This is a genomic window from Streptomyces sp. NPDC058008, assembly GCF_042886395.1.
Taxonomy (GTDB): domain Bacteria; phylum Actinomycetota; class Actinomycetes; order Streptomycetales; family Streptomycetaceae; genus Streptomyces.
Genome location: NZ_JBHVQX010000015.1, coordinates 101,727 through 122,116, shown reverse-complemented (window position 1 = coordinate 122,116; position 20,390 = coordinate 101,727). Strand labels below are relative to the sequence as shown.

Annotated in this window: 15 protein-coding genes; 13 read left to right on the top strand and 2 right to left on the bottom strand. The window is 71.7% G+C overall.

Annotated features, from left to right (window positions below):
• Positions 1-49: 49 nt before the first annotated feature.
• From ACFVS9_RS17200 to ACFVS9_RS17180, 5 genes are all read left to right on the top strand, one after another.
• Positions 50-892, top strand: coding sequence for a nitrilase-related carbon-nitrogen hydrolase (locus tag ACFVS9_RS17200; protein WP_383116009.1), 843 nt, complete (start codon positions 50-52; stop codon positions 890-892).
• Positions 889-2,172: an aspartate aminotransferase family protein gene (locus tag ACFVS9_RS17195; RefSeq protein ID WP_383116010.1), complete on the top strand. Its 1,284-nt coding sequence runs from the start codon at positions 889-891 to the stop codon at positions 2,170-2,172. Before ACFVS9_RS17200 ends, ACFVS9_RS17195 begins: the two co-directional genes overlap by 4 nt.
• A gap of 291 nt (positions 2,173-2,463) precedes the next feature.
• Complete coding sequence (gene hydA, locus ACFVS9_RS17190; protein WP_389933117.1) at positions 2,464-3,864, top strand: dihydropyrimidinase; 1,401 nt, start codon at positions 2,464-2,466, stop codon at positions 3,862-3,864.
• A 441-nt stretch (positions 3,865-4,305) separates the two neighbouring features.
• Entirely contained in the window at positions 4,306-5,307 is a 1,002-nt protein-coding gene (locus tag ACFVS9_RS17185; protein WP_389933114.1) for a TIGR03842 family LLM class F420-dependent oxidoreductase, read from the top strand.
• 142 nt (positions 5,308-5,449) lie between these two features.
• Positions 5,450-7,021, top strand: coding sequence for an NCS1 family nucleobase:cation symporter-1 (locus tag ACFVS9_RS17180; protein ID WP_389933111.1), 1,572 nt, complete (start codon positions 5,450-5,452; stop codon positions 7,019-7,021).
• Here ACFVS9_RS17180 and ACFVS9_RS17175 read toward each other — a convergent pair.
• The gene (locus ACFVS9_RS17175; RefSeq protein ID WP_389933108.1) at positions 6,984-7,745 is read right to left on the bottom strand and encodes a hypothetical protein; all 762 of its coding nucleotides are present in this window, start codon (positions 7,743-7,745) and stop codon (positions 6,984-6,986) included. The genes ACFVS9_RS17180 and ACFVS9_RS17175 overlap by 38 nt on opposite strands.
• Positions 7,746-7,993: 248 nt before the next feature.
• Between ACFVS9_RS17175 and ACFVS9_RS17170 the strand changes: the two genes are divergently transcribed.
• The 3 genes from ACFVS9_RS17170 to ACFVS9_RS17160 all read left to right on the top strand — a co-directional run bounded on the left by ACFVS9_RS17170 (position 7,994) and on the right by ACFVS9_RS17160 (position 12,588).
• Positions 7,994-8,353 carry a hypothetical protein gene (locus ACFVS9_RS17170; protein WP_383116015.1) on the top strand — a complete coding sequence of 120 codons (360 nt, stop codon included), beginning with the start codon at positions 7,994-7,996 and terminating at the stop codon, positions 8,351-8,353.
• Positions 8,354-8,608: 255 nt separating this feature from the next.
• Positions 8,609-10,105: an amidase gene (locus tag ACFVS9_RS17165; RefSeq protein WP_389933104.1), complete on the top strand. Its 1,497-nt coding sequence runs from the start codon at positions 8,609-8,611 to the stop codon at positions 10,103-10,105.
• A gap of 260 nt (positions 10,106-10,365) precedes the next feature.
• Entirely contained in the window at positions 10,366-12,588 is a 2,223-nt protein-coding gene (locus tag ACFVS9_RS17160; protein WP_389933101.1) for an NADP-dependent isocitrate dehydrogenase, read from the top strand.
• Positions 12,589-13,200: 612 nt separating this feature from the next.
• Here the strand turns inward: ACFVS9_RS17160 and ACFVS9_RS17155 are convergent.
• Positions 13,201-14,265, bottom strand: coding sequence for a biotin/lipoate A/B protein ligase family protein (locus tag ACFVS9_RS17155; RefSeq protein WP_383116018.1), 1,065 nt, complete (start codon positions 14,263-14,265; stop codon positions 13,201-13,203).
• Between the two features lie 634 nt (positions 14,266-14,899).
• On the opposite strand from ACFVS9_RS17155, the gene ACFVS9_RS17150 reads away from it, so the two are divergent.
• The 5 genes from ACFVS9_RS17150 (at position 14,900) to ACFVS9_RS17130 (ending at position 20,358) form a co-directional block, all read left to right on the top strand.
• Complete coding sequence (locus ACFVS9_RS17150; RefSeq protein ID WP_389933098.1) at positions 14,900-16,405, top strand: ABC transporter substrate-binding protein; 1,506 nt, start codon at positions 14,900-14,902, stop codon at positions 16,403-16,405.
• Positions 16,402-17,355 (top strand): ABC transporter permease, encoded by a 954-nt coding sequence (locus tag ACFVS9_RS17145; RefSeq protein WP_389933095.1) that lies wholly within the window; start codon positions 16,402-16,404, stop codon positions 17,353-17,355. The genes ACFVS9_RS17150 and ACFVS9_RS17145 overlap by 4 nt, the downstream gene beginning before the upstream one ends.
• Positions 17,352-18,239, top strand: coding sequence for an ABC transporter permease (locus ACFVS9_RS17140; RefSeq protein ID WP_383116021.1), 888 nt, complete (start codon positions 17,352-17,354; stop codon positions 18,237-18,239). Before ACFVS9_RS17145 ends, ACFVS9_RS17140 begins: the two co-directional genes overlap by 4 nt.
• Complete coding sequence (locus tag ACFVS9_RS17135) at positions 18,236-19,333, top strand: ABC transporter ATP-binding protein (protein ID WP_389933092.1); 1,098 nt, start codon at positions 18,236-18,238, stop codon at positions 19,331-19,333. The genes ACFVS9_RS17140 and ACFVS9_RS17135 overlap by 4 nt, the downstream gene beginning before the upstream one ends.
• 68 nt (positions 19,334-19,401) lie before the next feature.
• Positions 19,402-20,358: an ABC transporter ATP-binding protein gene (locus tag ACFVS9_RS17130; RefSeq protein WP_389933235.1), complete on the top strand. Its 957-nt coding sequence runs from the start codon at positions 19,402-19,404 to the stop codon at positions 20,356-20,358.
• Positions 20,359-20,390: the final 32 nt, after the last annotated feature.

The window sequence follows — 20,390 nt, the reverse complement described above, 5'->3', positions numbered from 1 at the left end:
GGCGTAGAGAACGTAGAGGCTCTCTGACGCCGCGTCGAAGGAGCAGCTCATGTCCCATGTCGTACGCGCCGCACTCGTCCAGGCGACCTGGACCGGCGACACCGAATCCATGATCGCCAAACACGAGGAACACGCCCGCGAGGCCGCCCGGCAGGGTGCGAAGATCATCGGCTTCCAGGAGGTGTTCAACGCCCCCTACTTCTGCCAGGTCCAGGAGCCTGAGCACTACCGCTGGGCCGAACCCGTCCCCGACGGCCCGACGGTCCGGCGCATGCGGGACCTGGCCCGTGAGACGGGCATGGTCGTCGTCGTGCCGGTCTTCGAGGTCGAGCAGTCCGGCTTCTACTACAACACCGCGGCGGTGATCGACGCCGACGGCTCGTACCTCGGCAAGTACCGCAAGCACCACATCCCGCAGGTCAAGGGATTCTGGGAGAAGTACTACTTCAAGCCCGGCAACGCCGGCTGGCCGGTCTTCGACACCGCCGTCGGCAAGGTCGGCGTCTACATCTGCTACGACCGGCACTTCCCCGAGGGGTGGCGTCAACTGGGACTCAACGGAGCCCAGTTGGTGTACAACCCGTCCGCCACCTCGCGGGGTCTGTCCAGCTACCTGTGGCAGCTGGAGCAGCCCGCCTCCGCCGTCGCCAACGAGTACTTCGTCGCCGCGATCAACCGGGTCGGCCAGGAGGAGTACGGCGACAACGACTTCTACGGCACCAGCTACTTCGTCGACCCGCGAGGACAGTTCGTCGGCGACGTCGCCAGCGACAAGGAGGAGGAACTCGTCGTACGCGACCTGGACTTCGGACTGATCGAGCAGGTCCGCCAGCAGTGGGCGTTCTACCGCGACCGCAGGCCGGACGCGTACGAGGGGCTGGTGGAGCCGTGACCGGACTGTACGAGCGGCACCTGGCCGTCAGCCCCGAGTGGCTCGCGCTCTACTACCGGCACCCCCTGGAACTCACCCACGGCGAGGGCCGGCACGTCTGGGACGCGGACGGCAACCGCTACCTCGACTTTTTCGGCGGCATCCTCACCACGATGACCGCGCACGCCCTGCCCGAGGTGACCAAGGCCGTCTCGGAGCAGGCGGGCCGCCTCATCCACTCCTCCACCCTCTACCTCAACCGTCCCATGGTCGAGCTCGCCGAGCGGATCGCCACCCTCTCCGGCATCCCCGACGCCCGGGTCTTCTTCACCACCTCCGGCACCGAGGCCAACGACGCGGCCCTCCTGCTCGCCACCGCCCGCCGGGGATCGAACCAGATCCTGGCCATGCGCAACAGCTACCACGGCAGGTCGTTCTCCACGGTGTCGATCACCGGCAACAGGTCCTGGTCACCCACCAGCCTGTCACCGCTCCAGACGCTGTACGTCCACGGCGGGGTCCGCAGCAGGGGACCGTACGCGGAGCTGAGCGACGACCGGTTCATCGAGGCGTGCGTGGCCGATCTCGAGGACCTGCTCGGGCACACCCGGGGCGTCGCCGCGCTGATCGCCGAACCCGTGCAGGGGGTCGGCGGGTTCACCGCGCCGCCCGACGGGCTGTACGCGGCCTTCCGCGAGGTGCTCGACCGGCACGGCATCCTGTGGATCTCCGACGAGGTGCAGACGGGCTGGGGGCGTACCGGCGACCACTTCTGGGGCTGGCAGGCACACGCCTCCCACGGCCCGCCCGACATCCTCACCTTCGCCAAGGGCATCGGCAACGGGATGTCCATCGGCGGGGTCGTGGCCCGTGCCGACGTCATGAACTGCCTGGACGCCAACTCCATCTCGACGTTCGGCGGTTCCCCGGTGACGATGGCGGCCGGGCTCGCCAACCTCTCGTACCTGCTGGAGCACGACCTCCAGGGCAACGCCCGGCGGGTCGGCGGCCTGCTCATCGAACGGCTCCGCGCGGTCGGCGCGAGCTCACCCGCCGTACGTGAGGTGCGGGGCAGGGGCCTCATGATCGGCATCGAACTGGTGAAGCCGGGCACCGACGAGGCCGACCCGGAGGCCGCGGCGGCCGTACTCGAAGCGGCCCGCGCGGGCGGACTGCTCATCGGGAAGGGCGGCGGGCACAGCACCAGCGTCCTGCGGATCGCGCCGCCCCTGTCGCTCACCGTCGCCGAGGCCGAGGAGGGCGCGGAGATCCTGGGCGAGGCGCTGCACGCCGCGGGGTGAGCGGGCCCGTCGCCTCCGTACCGCCGGGCTCCGGTGGTAACTCCGCACGGGCGCCCGCTGCTTGGGCCCGGAGGGAGAACCTCCCCGGGCGGGGGGAACCCGACCCCTCGTCCTGGGGAGGGCGACGGGCCGCCCCGCGAAGGAAGCCGGATCCCCTGGGGGACCTGCCTCCCGGCGGAGGAAGGAGGGCGGTACGGGCGGCTCGCGCGGGTGGAAGCGAGGAGGACCCGAGGACCACAGGAACGACCTGACCGTGAGCAGCACCGGTATCGCCACAGCGAGGAGGGGTACATGAGCCGCACCGTCATCCACGGCGGCCTCGTCATCACCGCGTCGGACGAGATCCACGCCGACGTACTCATCGAGGGGGGACGCGTTGTCGCCCTCGCCGCCCACGGCACCGACGCCGCGACGGGCTGGAGCGCCGAGCGGCGGATCGACGCCACCGGGAAGTACGTCATCCCGGGCGGTGTCGACGCGCACACGCACATGGAGATGCCGTTCGGCGGCACCCTGGCCTCCGACACCTTCGAGACGGGGAGCCGGGCCGCCGCCTGGGGCGGTACGACGACCTTCATCGACTTCGCCATCCAGCCCAGGGGCGGCTCCCTCCGCGAGGGACTCGACACCTGGCACGAGAAGGCGGACGCGCGGTGCGCCGTCGACTACGCCTTCCACATGATCATGTCCGACGTGAACGCCTCCTCGCTCAAGGAGATGGACAAGCTCGTCTCGCTCGGGATCAGCTCGTTCAAGCTCTTCACGGCCTATCCCGGGGTGTTCCTCTCCGACGACGGCCAGATCCTGCGGGCCATGCAGCAGGCCGCGTCGAACGGCGGGCTGGTGATGACCCACGCGGAGAACGGCCTCGCCATCGACGTACTGGTCGAGCAGGCCCTGGCGCGGGGCGAGAGGGATCCGCGCTACCACGGGGAGGTCCGCAAGGCCCTCCTCGAGGCCGAGGCGACCCACCGGGTGATCCGGCTCAGCCAGGTCGCGGGCGCTCCCGTCTACGTGGTGCACGTGTCGGCGCAGGAGGCCGTCGCCGAGCTGGCGCGCGCCCGCGACGAGGGCCTTCCCGTCTTCGGCGAGACGTGCCCGCAGTACCTGTTCCTGTCCACCGACAACCTGGCGGAGCCCGACTTCGAGGGCGCCAAGTACGTCTGCTCGACACCGCTGCGGCCCGAGGAGCACCAGGCGGCGCTGTGGCGCGGGCTCCGGACGAACGACCTCCAGGTGGTCTCGACGGACCACTGTCCCTTCTGCTTCAAGGGGCAGAAGGAGCTGGGGCGTGACGACTTCTCGAAGATCCCCAACGGCTTGCCGGGCGTCGAGAACCGCATGGACCTGCTCCACCAGGCGGTCGTCGACGGGCATATCAGCCGCCGCCGCTGGATCGAGATCGCCTGCGCGGCGCCGGCCCGGATGTTCGGCCTGTATCCGAAGAAGGGCACCATCGCCCCGGGCGCGGACGCGGACGTCGTGGTCTACGACCCGCGCGCCGAGCAGATCATGTCCGCCGAGACGCACCACATGAACGTCGACTACTCGGCGTACGAGGGCAAGCGGGTCACGGGGCAGGTCGAGACGGTCCTCTCGCGGGGGGTCCCGGTGATCGAGAACCGCGCGTACGTGGGCCACGCCGGCCACGGGGCGTACGTGCCGAGGGGGACGTGCCAGTACACGGACTGAACAGGGCCCACGCCGGCGGCCGTCACCCGGGCCGGGAAGCCGACGGGCGCGCGGGCCGGGGGGCTCCGGCGGTCCCGTCCAGGGCGGCCGTACGGACCACGTCCACGGGACCGCCGTCCACGAACCGCCCGTGGAGGGGCGCCGGGCGGGAGCGGCCCCTTCCCACGGGGGAGGGGAAGCCGGCCGGAACCTCGCCGCGCGACCCGTGTCCCGCAACCCGTGTCCGGCGTTCACCGTTCCGGTGCACCCCGGCGGGCGGACCGTGCTCCGCCCGGGGGAGAGGGGTCCGCCGAAACACCGTTCGAGGGCATCGCCCGTGGTCCCCAGGCCCGCCCGCCCCGGCTGTGCGGAGCGTGCGGGCGGGGAGCCCACCGCCGGTCCCGCGCGGGGCAGTCGTCCCCGCGCGCCCATGTACCAGTACTTCGAGCAGGAGCGTGTGTCATGGATTTTGGTCTCGTCCTCCAGACCGACCCGCCCGCGTCCGGTGTCGTCGGCCTCATGCGCCGGGCGGAACGGAACGGTTTCCGCTACGGCTGGACGTTCGACTCGGCCGTGCTCTGGCAGGAGCCGTTCGTCATCTACAGCCGGATCCTGGAGCACACCGAACGGATGGTCGTCGGCCCGATGGTGACGAACCCGGGCACCCGCACCTGGGAGGTCACCGCGTCCACCTTCGCCACGCTGAACGACATGTACGGCAACCGCACCGTCTGCGGCATCGGGCGGGGTGACTCCGCGATGCGGGTGGCCGGCCGCAAGCCCAACACCCTGGCCAGGCTCGGTGAGGCCATCGACGTGATCCGCGATCTCGCCGAGGGCCGCGAGGCCTCCGTCGACGGCCGGCCCGTCCAGATCCCGTGGGTGAAGGACGGCAGCCTGCCCGTCTGGATGGCGGCGTACGGGCCCAAGGCCCTTGCCCTGGCCGGGCAGAAGGCCGACGGTTTCATCCTCCAGCTGGCCGACCCCTACCTCACCGAGTGGATGATCAAGGCGGTGCGTGACGCGGCCGCCGACGCCGGGCGCGACCCGGATTCCGTCACCATCTGCGTCGCGGCGCCCGCCTACGTGGGCGACGACCTGGACCACGCCCGCGAGCAGTGCCGCTGGTTCGGCGGCATGGTCGGCAACCACGTGGCCGACCTCGTCTCCCGGTACGGGGAGCACTCCGGCCTGGTACCCGAGGCACTCACGGAGTACATCGCCGGCCGCTCCGGTTACGACTACAGCCACCACGGCCGCACCGGGAACCCGGACACGGCCTTCGTCCCCGACGAGATCGTGGACCGCTTCTGCCTGCTGGGGCCTCCCGAGGCCCACATCGAGAAGCTCCAGGGCCTGCGCGACCTGGGCGTCGACCAGTTCGCTCTCTACGACATGCACGACGCGAAGGAGGCGACCATCGACGCCTACGGCTCGACGGTCATCCCCGCGCTCTCCGCCTGATCCGCGCCCCGTCCCCGCAGCCACCCCGTCCCCGCCCCGGCCCCAGGGCCACCCTCACCCCGACCGTCCCCGCACCGGTCCTCCCGTCCCCACGCGCCCGCGCCCCGCACGGCATCTCCCCCGAGCGAAGGGTCACGCCACCATGACCGCAACCGTCCCACCCGTCCCACCACCCTCTTCCGGCGAGCGGATAGCCGACCCGTCGGGCCGGATCGAACTCGCCCCCGGGGCCGTCCCCGACGACTCCCGCTTCGTCAACGGCGACCTCCTGCCGGTCCCCCTGGAGCGGCGCCGCTGGACGACGTACAACTTCGCCGCCCTGTGGATCGGGATGGCCCACAACATCCCGTCCTGGCTGCTGGCCTCCGGGCTGGTCGCCCTGGGCATGGACTGGAAGCAAGCCGTCCTCACCATCGCCCTGGCCAACGTGATCGTGCTGGCGCCGATGCTGCTGACCGGGCACGCCGGGCCCAAGTACGGCATCCCCTTCCCCGTTCTGGCCCGGGCCTCCTTCGGGCTGCGCGGCGCCAACCTCCCGGCGCTCATCCGGGCGGGCGTCGCCTGCGCCTGGTTCGGCATCCAGACCTGGATCGGCGGCGTCGGGATCTTCACCCTGCTGGGCAAGATGTTCGGCGGCTGGGCGCAGGCCGGTGAGATCGGCGGACAGCCCTGGACACTCTGGCTCTGTTTCGTCCTGTTCTGGGCACTCGAACTCGCCATCATCTACCGGGGCATGGACACCCTGCGCCGCTTCGAGAACTGGGCGGCACCCTTCGTCATCGTCGGCGCCGTGGTCCTGCTCGTCTGGATCGCGGTCAAGGCCGGCGGCTTCGGCCCGCTGCTCGACCAGCCGTCCCGCCTCGGCTGGGGCGCCGACTTCTGGCCGGTCTTCTTCCCCTCCCTGATGGGGATGATCGCCTTCTGGTCCACGCTCTCCCTGAACATCCCCGACTTCACACGCTTCGGCGCCGGCCAACGCGCCCAGATCCGCGGCCAGTCGCTCGGACTGCCGACCACGATGACCTTCTTCGCGCTGCTCTCCGTGTTCGTCACCTCCGGTTCCCAGGCGGTGTACGGGGAGGCGGTCTGGGACCCGGTCCAGCTCGTGGCGAGGACCGACAACGTCTTCGGCCTGCTCTTCGGCCTGGTCACCGTGCTGGTCGCGACCATCTCCGTGAACATCGCGGCCAACGTCGTCTCACCCGCGTACGACCTGGCCAACCTCGCCCCGAAGATCGTCAACTTCCGTACCGGCGCGCTGATCACGGGCGTCGTCGGAGTGCTGATCATGCCGTGGAAGCTCACCGAGACGCCCGAGCTGTACATCTTCACCTGGCTGGGCCTGGTGGGAGGGCTGCTCGGTACGGTGGCCGGCATTCTGATCGCCGACTACTGGATCATCCGCCGCACCGTCCTCGACCTGCCCGACCTCTACCTCCCCGGGGGCCGCTACTGGTACAAGGGCGGCTGGAACTGGCGCGCGGTGGTGGCCTTCGCCGTCGGCGGAGTGCTCGCGGCCGGCGGCTCCCACTCGGCCCCGGGCAAGGGCCCGTTCCCCGCCGACGGGCTGATCCCGCTGCTCAAGCCCCTGGCCGACTACGGCTGGGCCGTCGGGCTGGTCTCCGCACTGCTGCTGTACACGGCGCTGAGCCGGGGGGTCAGGACAGAGCCGGGCGTCAGGACTGAGCCGGGGCACGGCCGAGCACCGCGTTGACGTCCACCGAGTCGTTCGGGGGCGGCGTGGCCGAGGGGACCGGCTTGCCGAAGCCGGAGAAGTCCACGGCCGCGTCGGCCCCGTCGCCCCGCACGGTGATCCGCACCGGGTAGTGCGCGCCCCGGGTGTCCACGTACGCCGTCAACTCCTGTCCCCGCAGTGTCCTGGTGACCGGGACGGCGCGCGTGCCGTCGACCGTCGTCACCTTTCCCTTGGTGAGGGTTCCCGCCGTCGAGTCGGCGTTGTCGGAGACCAGTTGGCGGAAGGTGTCCAGATCGCAGGCGCCGACGACGGGCCGCAGCCTGGAGTCGGAGGTGGTGGCCTTCAGGTAGCGGCCGGCGAGGACGGACTCGAAGGCGGAGCCTCCGAACGGCATCTGGTTCTGCCAGAAGTCCGAGTCCGGCTTCGCCCAGACCGTGTCGCCGCGCTTGACGATCGTCACCGTCCCCTTGCCCTCGCCCAGGCCGACGGCGCCCGCGCAGTTGCCGTTCCGGTCCAGGCTGAGGTCGACCGTCATCGGCGACCGGTTCTTCCCCAGGTCCCCCTGAACCCGCAGGTGCAGTGAAGCGACGCCCAGCAGGGCGTCGCGGGAGCGGTCGGCGATCTGCTGGGCGGGAAGCGACTCGATGCCGTCGTCCGCCCGTGCCACCGTGCCGCCCGCGGCGGCGAGGGCGACCACCGCCGCGCAGACGGCGGCACGTGTGGCGATGCGCTGTCCTGTCACCGCGCCTCCTCGGAAACGTCCCTGTTCAGGGCCTTCTCGAGTGGATTCACCCCTCCTGGTGAGCGTACGCCCGCGCACGGTCGCCTGCGCGCCGGACCGGCTGTACGGAGGGTGAGGTTCGGCGCTGTTTTCTGCTACGGGACGTGGGGGAGGGCAGCCCTGAAGACCGCCGGAACTCGACCGAACAGGGCCCGACCGGGGACCAAGGCCCGCCGGGACCAGGGCCCGACCGGAATCCAAGGGGAGACATGAAGCAGATGCTCAAGGGGAACGCCGTCCGCGCACTGATCCGGGGCGCGGCCGCCACCGGCCTGGCCGTGGCACTCGCCGTGCCCGTCACCGCCGCGGTGGCCGCCGCGCCCGCGGCCGCCACTCCGCCCGGTCTGTCGTGCGACACCGGCAAGCACGCGGTCGACGACTACACCGGGTACGCGCTCTGCAGGAACAACGGCTCGGCGACACAGACCTTCTGGGTGCACCTGGTCTGCGGCTGGTCCCCCGACGTGGACGGTGAGCACGTCACGCTGAGGCCGGGCGAGTCCGGACAGTCCACGGCACACTGCGCCGGCCTCGGCACGGGGATCGGCGAGATCCAGGTACGGCCCTGACGAACGGCTGAGGGGCACTCCGGTACGGGAGGCCCGGGCTCCGGCCCTCCTGGTCGGCCCCGTGCCTCCCCGGGAGGGGGTGAGGGAGGCGGGCGGGGCGGGGGCCGGAGAGATTCCGCGAGGTGCTCCGGAGAGGTTCCGCGGGGTGCTTGAGTGGGCCATGCCGTCTCGTTACTCTCCAGTAGACCCGCGCGGGTGTGAACCCGGGCGGGCTCCGGGGGCGGTGCCCCCGGCGGACGCGAGGAGGCGGTGGCGATGTCCTCAGCAGACCCCACGGAGCGGACCGGACCGGTCAGGCCGGTGGAGCCGCCCGCCCAGCCGGACCTCACGGAATGCGCCCGGCAGCTGGCCGAGGGCCTGGTGACGTCGTCCGGACTGGTCGCCGCGGCACTCGCCCGCATCGAGGCGAGCCGCCGGGCCCTCAACGCCTTCCGCCAGGTGCGTACGGACGCCGCGCTCGCCGAGGCCGCCGAGGCCGACCGGCGGCTCGCGGCGGGGGAGCGGCTGCCCCTGCTCGGGGTGCCGGTCGCGGTCAAGGACGACACCGACATCGCCGGCCTGCCCACCTACTTCGGATGCGGTGGCGCACTGGCGCCCGCCGCGGCCGACAGCGAGGCCGTCCGCAGGCTCCGGGCCGCCGGGGCCGTCATCGTGGGCAAGACCAACTCGTGCGAGCTGGGGCAGTGGGCCTTCACCGAGGGCAGTGCCTTCGGCGTCACCCGCAACCCCTGGAGCACGGCGCACACTCCCGGCGGGTCGTCGGGCGGCTCCGCGGCGGCCGTGGCCGCCGGGCTCGTACCCGCCGCACTGGGTTCGGACGGTGCGGGCTCCATCCGTATCCCCGCCGCCTGGACCCACCTCGTGGGCATCAAGCCGCAGCGCGGCCGGATCTCCGTGCACCCCCACAGCGACGCCTTCCAGGGGCTCACGGTCAACGGCCCCCTCGCCCGTACCGTCGCGGACGCGGCCCTCCTCCTGGACGCCGCGGCGGGACCGCACCCGACCGACCTCCACCGCCCGCCCGCCGTCGACGCCTCCGCGGCGGCCCGCCGTGACCCGGGCAGGCTGCGCATCGGCCTCTCCCTGCGGCCCCCTCTCACCCTCACCCGCAACGCGCCGCACCCCGAGGTCGTGAGCGCCGTCACCGCGCTCGCCGAAGCCCTCGCCCGGCTCGGGCACCACGTCGAGGAGGCCCGGCCCCGCTACGGGCTGATCGGTCTCTCCTTCGTCCCCCGGGCCACCGCCGGCATCGCCGAGCTCGCCGCGCTGCACCCCGAGCCCGGGCTGCTGGACCCGCGCACCCGCAGCGCCCTGCGGACCGGCACCCGCCTCGGGGGCCGCGTCGTGCGGGCCGCCCGTGCGCGGGAGGTGCGCCAGCACGCCAGGATCGGGGCCTTCTTCGACACCGCTCACGGCGGACGGGGGTACGACGTCCTGCTCACCCCGACCACGGCCGCACCGCCGCCACGGGTCGGGGCCTTCGACCACCTCAGCGCCTGGCGCACCGACCTCGCGATGACCTCCGCCTGCCCCTACGCCTGGCCCTGGAACGTCCTCGGCTGGCCCGGAGTCAACGTCCCGGCCGGCTTCACCCGCGACGGCCTGCCCCTCGGCGCCCAGCTCCTCGGCCCCTCCCGCAGTGAGGCCCGGCTCATCTCGCTCGCCGCCCAGCTGGAGGCCGACCGGCGCTGGTACGAGCAACGGCCGCCGGACGCCGGGCTGCCGCCGCTCGGTGCGGCGGGTGGGTGCTGACCGGCCTCACTCTCCGTAACGCCCGCGCACTGCCCGTACCGCTCCTGCCGCCGGTGCCGCCGGTACCGCCCGAGGCCCACCGCACGCTCGCGCCCCTGCGGGTGGGGGCGGCCCGCGGGTGCCCGCGCGGGTAGGGCCCGGGCCCCGGAGGACTGGAGTGAACCGTTCCGCCGGAATGGGCACGGGCCACTGTGGAGAGGGGGCCGGTCACGAGATATCTTGATGTCAAGCAATGTTGCAGACGTGGAGCGGAGCACCCGGTGACTGACTCGACCATCATCTATACGCACACCGACGAGGCCCCTGCCCTGGCGACGTACTCGTTCCTGCCCGTCATCGAGGCGTACGCCTCGACCGCGGGTGTCACGGTGGAGCGCCGTGACATCTCCCTGGCGGGGCGGATCATCGCCGGCTTCCCGGAGCGTCTCAAGGCCGATCAGCGTATCGATGACGCGCTCGCCGAGCTCGGCGAGCTGGCAAAGACTCCCGGCGCGAACATCATCAAGCTGCCCAACATCTCGGCCTCCATCCCGCAGCTCAAGGCCGCCATCGCCGAGCTCCAGGAGCAGGGCTACGCGCTTCCGGACTACCCGGACGACCCGCGGACCGACGAGGACAAGGACGTCCGCGCCCGCTACGACAAGGTCAAGGGCAGTGCGGTGAACCCCGTCCTGCGTGAGGGCAACTCCGACCGCCGCGCTCCCGCGTCGGTCAAGAACTACGCCAAGGCCCACCCCCACCGCATGGGTGCCTGGTCCGCCGACTCGAAGACGAACGTCGCCACCATGGGCGTCGACGACTTCCGCTCGACGGAGAAGTCCGTCGTCATCGGTGAGGCCGGCTCGCTGCGCATCGAGCTCGCGGGCGACGACGGCACCACCACGGTGCTGCGCGAGTCCGTGCCGGTCCTGGCGGGCGAGGTCGTGGACGCGGCCGTCATGCGTGTCGCGGCCCTGCGTGAGTTCTTCACCGCCCAGGTCGCCCGCGCCAAGGCCGAGGACGTCCTGTTCTCGGTGCACCTGAAGGCCACGATGATGAAGGTCTCCGACCCGATCATCTTCGGTCACGTGGTCCGCGCGTTCTTCCCGAACACCTTCGCCAAGTACGGCGACGTCCTCGCGGCGGCCGGCCTGACCCCGAACGACGGTCTCGGCGGCATCCTCAAGGGCCTCGACTCCCTGCCGGAGACGGGCGCCGAGATCAAGGCGTCCTTCGAGGCCGAGCTCGCCGAGGGCCCGGCCCTGGCGATGGTCGACTCCGACAAGGGCATCACCAACCTGCACGTGCCGAGCGACGTCATCGTCGACGCGTCCATGCCGGCCATGATCCGCACCTCCGGCCACATGTGGGGCCCGGACGGCAACGAGGCCGACACCATCGCGGTCCTGCCCGACAGCAGCTACGCGGGCGTCTACCAGGTCGTCATCGACGACTGCCGCGCCAACGGCGCCTTCGACCCGTCGACCATGGGCTCCGTGCCCAACGTCGGCCTGATGGCACAGAAGGCCGAGGAGTACGGCAGCCACGACAAGACCTTCGAGGTCCCCACCACGGGTACGGTGCGGGTCGTCGACGGCAAGGGCGATGTCGTGCTGGAGCAGGCCGTCGGCGCCGGCGACATCTTCCGGATGTGCCAGACCAAGGACCTGCCGATCCAGGACTGGGTCAAGCTCGCGGTCACCCGCGCCCGCGCGACCGGTAACCCGGCCGTGTTCTGGCTCGACGAGGGCCGTGCGCACGACGCCAACCTGATCGCCAAGGTCAACGCCTACCTGGCCGACCACGACACCGACGGCCTGGACATCTCCATCCGGACGCCCGAGGAGGCCACGGCGTTCTCCCTGGAGCGCATCCGCCGCGGCGAGGACACCATCTCGGTCACCGGCAACGTGCTGCGTGACTACCTCACGGACCTGTTCCCCATCCTCGAGCTGGGCACCAGCGCGAAGATGCTCTCCGTCGTCCCGCTCATGAACGGCGGCGGCCTCTTCGAGACGGGCGCCGGCGGCTCCGCGCCCAAGCACGTCCAGCAGCTGGTCAAGGAGGACTACCTGCGCTGGGACAGCCTGGGTGAGTTCCTCGCGCTCGCGGTGAGCTTCGAGCACCTGGCCACGACCACGGACAACGCGCGGGCCAGGGTGCTCGGCGACACCCTGGACCGGGCGACGGGCACCTTCCTGAACGAGGACAAGTCCCCGAGCCGCAAGCTCGGCGGTATCGACAACCGTGGCAGCCACTTCTACCTGGCGCTCTACTGGGCCCAGGAGCTGGCGCGGCAGACCGAGGACGCCGCGCTCGCCGAGGCGTTCGGCCCGCTCGCCGCGACGCTGGCCGAGCAGGAGCAGACCATCGTCGACGAGCTGATCGCCGTCCAGGGCAAGCCGGCCGACATCGGTGGCTACTACCAGCCCGACCCGGCGAAGGCGGAGGCCGTCATGCGTCCGTCGGCCACCTTCAACAAGGCCATCGCGACCCTGGGCTGATCCCCGGCCGCGTACCTCACACACGACCGCCCCGGCAGGCATTTCGCCCGCCGGGGCGGTCGTGCGTGCGGGAGCGGACCGTACGGCCGCCTGCTCCGGCCAGGTGCCCTGACGAAGAGGATCGTTGACACGGGGCCGATCGACACCCTCCGCCCTGGCCCCAGGTGGTGCCACGTCCTGCCGTGTGCCGAGGAGGGCCGGTACCGAGGGAAGCCAGTTGCGCGAGGGTCGGTACTGAGAAGGCCAGTACCGGAGGAGCCCGGTGCCGGAGGAGCCTGGTCCCGAGAAGGCTGGTACCGGAGAAGCCCGGTACGGGAGGAGCCCGGTCCCGAGAAGGCCAGTACCGGAGAAGCCCGGTGCCGGAGGAGCCTGGTCCCGAGAAGGCCAGTACCGAAGAAGGCCAGTGCCGAAGAAGACCGGTGCCGAAGAAGACCGGTGCCGAAGAAGCCCGGTGCCGAAGAAGCCCGGTCCCGAGAAGGCCGGTACCGAGGTAAGCCAGTGCCGCGAGGGTCGGTGCCGAGGAAGCCCGTTACCCGAGAGGCCCGGTGCTGTGGGAGCCCGGTCCCGAGAAGGCTGGTGCCGGAGGAGAACCGTACCGACGAGGCCCGGCGGCTACGGCACCCGCGCCGTCCACTCCTCGCTGCCGAACTTCGTGGCGGCCAGTTCCTCCGCGCGTGTCAGTTCCTCACGCGTGACGCTGCCGGGGGTCAGGCCGTAGCGGTCGTGGAACGACCCCACCATGCGCTCGATGACCGCCTCCCGGGGCAGTCCCGTCTGCCGGCGCAGCGGATCGACCCGCTTCTTGGCGGACCTCGTGCCCTTGTCCGACATCTTCTCCTTGCCGATGCGGAGGACCTCCAGCATCTTCCCGGTGTCGATGTCGTAGGACATGGTGACGTGATGGAGGATCGCGCCCGGTCCGCCGTCAGGGCCGACCATGCGCTTCTGGGCCGCGCCGGCGATTTTCCCTACGTCCGTCGCGATGTCGTTGAGGGGCTGGTACCAGGCCTTGATCCCCATGTCGCCGAGTGCGTCGAGGACCCATTCGTCGAGATAGGCGTACGAGTCGGCGAAAGAGAGCCCGGAGACCAGGGAGGACGGAACCGAAAGGGAATAGGTGATCGTGTTCCCCGCCTCCACGAACATGGCCCCTCCGCCCGAGATGCGGCGCACGACCGTCACTCCGTGCCGGGCCGCGCCCTCGGCGTCGACCTCGTTGCGCAGGGACTGGAAGCTGCCGATGATGACGGCCGGGGCGCCCCACTCCCACACCCGGAGCGTCGGCGGCCGGCGGCCGGCGGCGACCTCGGCCGTGAGCACCTCGTCGAGGGCCATGTGCAGCGCGGGGGACTGCGGGCCCTCGTGGATGAACTGCCAGTCGTAGTCGGTCCAGTCGGTGGCCTGGGCGAGAGCGCGCCGGACCGCCACCGCGACGCCCTCGGCGGTGATCCCGTACATCACGGTGCCCTCGGGCAGCATCGCCTCGACACGGGCGGCCAGCCCGGCGGCGTCCGTGTCGGCGGGGGCGCCCTCCAGGGCACGGTCGATCGCGGTGATCGCCTCGTCGGGCTCCAGGAAGAAATCGCCGGCCACGCGGACGTCGCGCAGCACACCGCCCTGGTTCTCCAGGTCGACCACAACGAGTTTGCCGCCAGGAACCTTGTATTCGCCGTGCATTACTTGGCCTCCGCTGAGTGTGAACCGCTTCCACGTTAGCGCGCACCGGTCCGCCTTTCTTCCCTGCGCGCCGGGACGGTAGGGCGGAACGAATTCCGGGAAACCGTCGAGGAACGGCCGCCGCCGCACACTCACGCGAACCCGCTCGGACGGTCGGGGCGCGGCCTGGGGCGCGGCGTACGAAGGTTCCGGCCCCGCGGTGGCCGCCGGTCCGCGGGGTGGCGGTCGCTCGGCCCTTCTGCAGCGCCCTTCCCCCCGTCTGCGGCGACCGTCCGCCGGTACGGAGTGGGCGGCTCCGCTTTCGTATACGACCACGGGGTGCCGCGAGGACCCCGCGGACCGGCCGGCGGATGCCCCCGTGCCCCGCAGGGGAGAGGCAGTCCCGGCCGGCGCCTTCCGGGCGCGGGGGTCGCGTCGTCCGGGCGGCAGGTAAAACCTGTCCGTCATGTGGGCCGGGGTCTTGCCTTGCGGACTGTATGCGAAATACGGTCGGCGATATTCCTTGATCACCCCTGGCGGGAGGTAGGCCCCCGTGCGCCGAAAAGCGGTTGCCCTGGTGGCGGTTGCGTTGGTGTCCCTCACCTCGGGCTGTACGTCGTTGCAGTCCTCGGCGACCGAAGTCGGTGGTGTGCGCATGACCGACGACCGGTCCGTACGCGACGGCGGGACACTCACCGTCGCCCTCAACTCCGACCCCGACAAACTGGATCCCACCCTCGCGCAGACGCTCGTGGGCCGCACGGTCTTCGCGGGCATGTGCGAGAAGCTCTACGACATCGACCAGGACGGCACCGTCGTGCCGCAGCTCGCCGCGTCGCTCCCGGTCACCTCGGCCGACGGGCTCACGGTCACCTTCGGGGTGCGCCCCGGGGCGAAGTTCAGCGACGGAACCGCCCTGGACGCCGGAGCGGTCGTCACCTCGCTCCTGCGCCACCGCGATCTCCCCGGATCCGCGCGCGGCACGGAACTCGCCCCGGTCGTCACGGCCGAGGCGACCGGGCCGCTCACGGTCCGCCTGACGCTCGACCACCCCTACGTCCCCCTCACCGGCGTGCTCGCCGACCGGGCCGGGATGGTGATGTCACCCACCGCGCTGAGGAAGTACGGGAAGGACTTCACCAACCACCCCTCCTGCGTGGGCCCCTTCCGCTTCGCCGAGCGCGTCGGCGGCGACCGGATCGTGCTGAGGAAGGACCCGAACTACTACGACGCCGACCAGGTCCACCTGGACTCCGTGGTCTACAAGCCCATACCCGACGGCAACGTCAGGCTCGCCAACCTGCGCTCCGGAGACCTCCAGGTCGGCGACCAGATGGCCCCGGTCGACGTACGGAGCGCCCTGACCGAACCGAAGCTCCAACTGTTCAACTCGCCCTCGCTCGGGTACCAGGGCATCGGCCTCAACGTCGGCAACGTGAAGGGCCTCGGACAGAAGCCCGGGAGGATCGACACCCCCCTCGCCCGGGACGTCCGCGTCCGTGAGGCCTTCGAGCTGGCCATCGACCGCGAGCTGCTCAACAAGGTCGTCTTCCAGGGCATGTACGAGCCGGCCTGCGGCCCCATCTCCCCGCAGTCCGCCATCGCCCCCGGCATCGAACCCGAGGACTGCCCGGGGCGCGACGTCGACCGGGCGAAGCGGCTCCTGGAGGAGGCCGGGGTGAAGACCCCGGTGCGGATCGAGCTGAAGACGTCCACCACCCCCGAACAGGGACGGGTCGGACAGGTGCTCCAGGCCATGGTCAAGGAGGCGGGCTTCGAACTCTCCCTGCGCCCCACCGAGTACGCCACGATGCTCGCCGAGACCGACGCCGGCGACTACGACGTCTTCACCAGCGGCTGGTCCGGCCGGCTCGACCCCGACGGCAACGTCTCCAACTTCCTCAAGACCGCCGGTGCCATGAACGCCTACGGGCTGGGCGACCCCGGGATCGACAAGCTCATCGCCGAGGGCCGCAGCGTCGCGGACCCCACCCGGCGCACCGAGGTCTACGCCGAGCTCACCCGGCGCGTCCAGGACGCCCACGCGCTGGTCTACCTCTACCGGCAGAAGAACTACGTCGTCGCCGGCAAGGACGTCTCGGGCCTCCACGTGTACGGCGACGGACTCGTCCGGGTCAGGAATGCGGGGTACACCCGATGACGAAGTACCTGCTGACGCGTCTGCGCCAGTCCCTCATCACGCTCTTCCTCGTCAGCGTCGTCGTCTTCGCCGGTATCCGGGCACTGCCCGGCGACCCCGCGCTCGCGCTGGCCGGTGAGGAACGCAGCCCCGATGCGCTCGCCGCCATCCGCGAGAGCTACGGCCTCGACGACAACGTGTTCGTCCAGTACGGGCGGTTCATCGGCCACGCGCTGACCGGCGACCTCGGCACCTCCTCCCGTACCGGCCTCCCCGTCGCCGACGCGATAGCGCAGGCCCTTCCCGTCACCCTGGAACTGGCCGCGCTCTCCCTCCTCCTGGCGGTCGTGGTCGGCATCGGTGCCGGAGTCGTCGCCGCCGTGCGGCGCGGGAGGCCGGAGGAGTGGCTCGCCAACGCCATCGCGCTCATCGGCCTCTCCGTCCCGACCTTCTGGCTCGGCATCGTGCTCGTCCTCGGATTCGCCATCGCCGTACCGGTGTTCGCCGCCTCCGGTTACGTCCCCTTCGCCACCGACCCCGTCGACAACCTGCGCCGCATGGTGCTGCCCGCCATCGTGCTCGGCTCGGGCCTCGCGGCCGTCGTGATGCGGCAGACCCGGGCGGCGATGCTCGACTCCCTGTCCGCCGACTACGTACGCACCGCCCGCGCCAAGGGGCTGTCCAGCGGCTCCGTCGTCGGCGGGCACGCCCTGCGCAACTCGCTGGTCACCGTCGTCACGGTGCTCGGCCTGCAACTGGGACACCTGATCTCCGGAGCGGTCGTCACCGAACAGATCTTCGTCCTCCCGGGCTTCGGCAAGCTCACCATCGACGCCGTCTTCACCCGCGACTACGCCACACTCCAGGCCGTGGTGCTCTGCACCTCCGCCGCGTACATCCTCATCAACCTGCTGGTCGACGTGGTCTATTCGGTCATCGACCCGCGCATCCGGCTCGGAGGTGCCCGGTGACCACCGCGACCACAGCGCTCCCCACCCCGTCCGGGGCGGCCCCCCGGAAGTCCGGCGGCAGACTGCGCGCCCTGCGCAGGAACCGGCTCGCGCTCACCGGCGCGGTCATCGCGGCCGTCTTCGTGCTGGCCGCCCTGTTCGCCCCGCTCATCGCCCCGTACGACCCGTCGCAGCCGGACTTCCAGAACGTCCTGGCAGAACCGGGCGCCGCGCACTGGCTCGGCACGGACGACCTCGGCCGCGACCAGCTCTCCCGCATCGTCCACGGGGCCCGCGCGTCCATGCAGGTCGGCCTCGTCGCGGTCGTGCTGGCCTTCGCCGCCGGTGTTCCGCTGGGACTGCTCGCCGGGTACTACGGCAGGTTCGCGGACACCGCCGTGTCCCGGCTCACCGACACCATGCTGGCGTTCCCCTTCCTCGTGCTCGCCGTCGGACTCGCCGCGATCCTCGGCCCGTCGCTCACCAACGCGACCCTCGCCATCGGCATCTCGCAGGTCCCCGCCGTCATCCGGATCACCCGGGCCGAGACCCTGCGGCTCAAGCACGCCGACTACGTCGCCGCCGCCGTCGCCAACGGGGGCGGCGACGGTACCGTCCTCTTCCGGCACATCCTGCCCAACGCCACCTCCGCCCTGATCGTCCAGGCGACCGTCGGCATCCCCGCCGCGATCATCGGCGAGGCCCTCCTCAGCTTCCTCGGCCTCGGGGTCCAGCCGCCGGACCCGTCGCTCGGCGTGATGCTCTCCGGCGCCCAGTCCTTCCTGGCGCCCGCACCCTGGCTGGCCGTCTTCCCCGGCCTCGCGATCGTCGCGGCGACGCTCGCCTTCAACCTGCTCGGCGACGGGCTGCGTGACGTCCTGGACCCCCGAGGAGCGACCCGATGACCGAGACCGTTGCCGAACCCGCGCGGACGGCGGCGCCCGAGCCGGTGCTGAGCGTGCGCGACCTGTCGGTCTCCTTCCACTCCGACACCCGCACCGTGCACGCCGTCGACGGCGTCTCCTACGACCTCGCACCCGGCGAAGTCCTCGCCGTGGTCGGGGAGTCGGGCTGCGGGAAGTCCGTCACCTCGATGGCCGCCATGGGCCTGCTCCCGCCGTCCGCCCGGATCGGCGGCTCGGTCAGGCTCGGCGGGCGCGAACTGGTCGGCGCGTCGGAGAGGGAACTCCAGAAGGTACGCGGCAAGGACATCGCGATGATCTTCCAGGAGCCGATGACCTCGTTGAACCCGGTGCTCACCATCGGCCGGCAGATCGGCGAAGTACTGCGCAGGCACCGGGGGATGAGCCGCAAGGAGGCCAAGGCCCGGGCCGTGGAACTCCTCGCACTCGTCGGCATCCCGGCACCCGCCCGCCGGATCGACGAGTACCCCCACCAGCTCTCCGGGGGCATGCGGCAGCGCGTCATGATCGCCATCGCGGTGGCCTGCGACCCGGCCGTCCTCATCGCCGACGAACCGACGACCGCCCTCGACGTCACCGTGCAGGCGGGCATCCTCGAAGTCCTCCAGTCGCTGCGCGAGCGCCTCGGCACCGCCATCGTCCTGGTCACCCACGACCTCGGTGTCGTCGCCGACGCGGCGGACCGGGTCCTCGTGATGTACGCCGGACGCGCCGTCGAACAGGCCCCGGTGCACGACCTGTTCGCCTCGGCCCGGCACCCGTACACCCGTGGCCTGCTCGGTGCCGTGCTCCGGCCCGGCGGCGAGGGCAAGCGGCGGCTGCCCGAGATCCCCGGCCTCGTGCCGAGCCTGGACAGCCAGCCCGACGCCTGCACGTTCGCACCCCGCTGCCCGCGCGCCGACGACATCTGTACGGGGGGCAGGCCCGGCTTCCGGGCCGTCGACGGGCAGGAGGCCGGGGCGGACGCGCCGCACCGTGCCGCCTGCTGGCACCCCCACCCGCGGGCCGCCGCCGGGGCCGTCGGCCTCCCCCTCGCAGACCTCGCAGCACGACCCGACCAGGAGGCCGGACAGTGACCACCGCACAGACCGTCCCCGCCCCGCGCGGGACCGGAACGCACCCCCCGGTGCTGGACATCAGAGGCATGGAGCGGCACTTCGGCGCCTCCGGCGGCGGCAGTGTCCGGGCCGTCGACGGCGTCTCCCTCACCATCGGCCGAGGCGAGGTCGTCGGCCTCGTCGGGGAGTCGGGCAGCGGGAAGTCGACCGTCGGCCGGTGCACCGTACGGCTCGACGAACCCACCGCCGGCAGCGTCCACATCAACGGCACCGACGTCACCCACCTCTCCCGCCGCGCGCTGCGCCCCCTGCGCAAGGACTTCCACCTGGTCTTCCAGGACCCCTCGTCCTCGCTCGACCCCCGGATGACCGTCGGCCGGATCATCGCCGAGCCCATCCGGCTGCACCGCCGCGCCCGCGGGGCCGCCGTACGCGAACGCGTCGAGCAACTCCTCGGCCAGGTCGGCCTGCGCCCCGAGCACGCCGACCGGCACCCCCACGAGCTGTCCGGCGGACAGCGCCAGCGCATCTCGATCGCCCGGGCCCTGTCCTGCGACCCCGATCTGCTCGTCGCCGACGAACCCACCTCGGCGCTCGACGTCTCCGTCCAGGCGTCCGTGCTCAACCTCCTGGCCGACCTCCAGCGCGACCGCGGATTCGGCTGCCTCTTCATCACCCACGACCTGGCGGCCGTCGAGTACCTCGCCGACCGCATCGCCGTCATGTACCTCGGCCAGATCGTCGAACAGGCCCCGACCGCCGAGCTGTTCGCCGCCCCCAAACACCCCTACACACAGGCCCTGCTCTCCGCCGCCCCGGTGCCCGATCCGGCCGCCCAGCGCTCCCGCGAGCGCATCGTCCTGCACGGCGAACTGCCGAGCCCGCTCGACCCCCCGTCCGGCTGCCGCTTCCACACCCGCTGCCCGCTCGCCGCCGACCGCTGCCGCACCGAGGTCCCCGCCCTGCGCGGGATCCCCGGCGGCCGGCAGGTCTCCTGCCACCTGGTGGGCGACGACGGCACCGCCCCGGACGCGGCCGCCTGACCTCCCCGCCCGCAGCCGCGCCCGGGTACGTA

Coding starts and splice junctions, on each gene's coding strand:
- ACFVS9_RS17185 (WP_389933114.1), top strand. CDS start 4,306: ATGGATTTTGGTCTCGTCCTCCAGACCGACCCGCCCGCGTCCGGTGTC.
- ACFVS9_RS17130 (WP_389933235.1), top strand. CDS start 19,402: ATGGAGCGGCACTTCGGCGCCTCCGGCGGCGGCAGTGTCCGGGCCGTC.
- ACFVS9_RS17150 (WP_389933098.1), top strand. CDS start 14,900: ATGACCGACGACCGGTCCGTACGCGACGGCGGGACACTCACCGTCGCC.
- hydA (WP_389933117.1), top strand. CDS start 2,464: ATGAGCCGCACCGTCATCCACGGCGGCCTCGTCATCACCGCGTCGGAC.
- ACFVS9_RS17145 (WP_389933095.1), top strand. CDS start 16,402: ATGACGAAGTACCTGCTGACGCGTCTGCGCCAGTCCCTCATCACGCTC.
- ACFVS9_RS17155 (WP_383116018.1), bottom strand. CDS start 14,265: ATGCACGGCGAATACAAGGTTCCTGGCGGCAAACTCGTTGTGGTCGAC.
- ACFVS9_RS17200 (WP_383116009.1), top strand. CDS start 50: ATGTCCCATGTCGTACGCGCCGCACTCGTCCAGGCGACCTGGACCGGC.
- ACFVS9_RS17180 (WP_389933111.1), top strand. CDS start 5,450: ATGACCGCAACCGTCCCACCCGTCCCACCACCCTCTTCCGGCGAGCGG.
- ACFVS9_RS17135 (WP_389933092.1), top strand. CDS start 18,236: ATGACCGAGACCGTTGCCGAACCCGCGCGGACGGCGGCGCCCGAGCCG.
- ACFVS9_RS17170 (WP_383116015.1), top strand. CDS start 7,994: ATGAAGCAGATGCTCAAGGGGAACGCCGTCCGCGCACTGATCCGGGGC.
- ACFVS9_RS17165 (WP_389933104.1), top strand. CDS start 8,609: ATGTCCTCAGCAGACCCCACGGAGCGGACCGGACCGGTCAGGCCGGTG.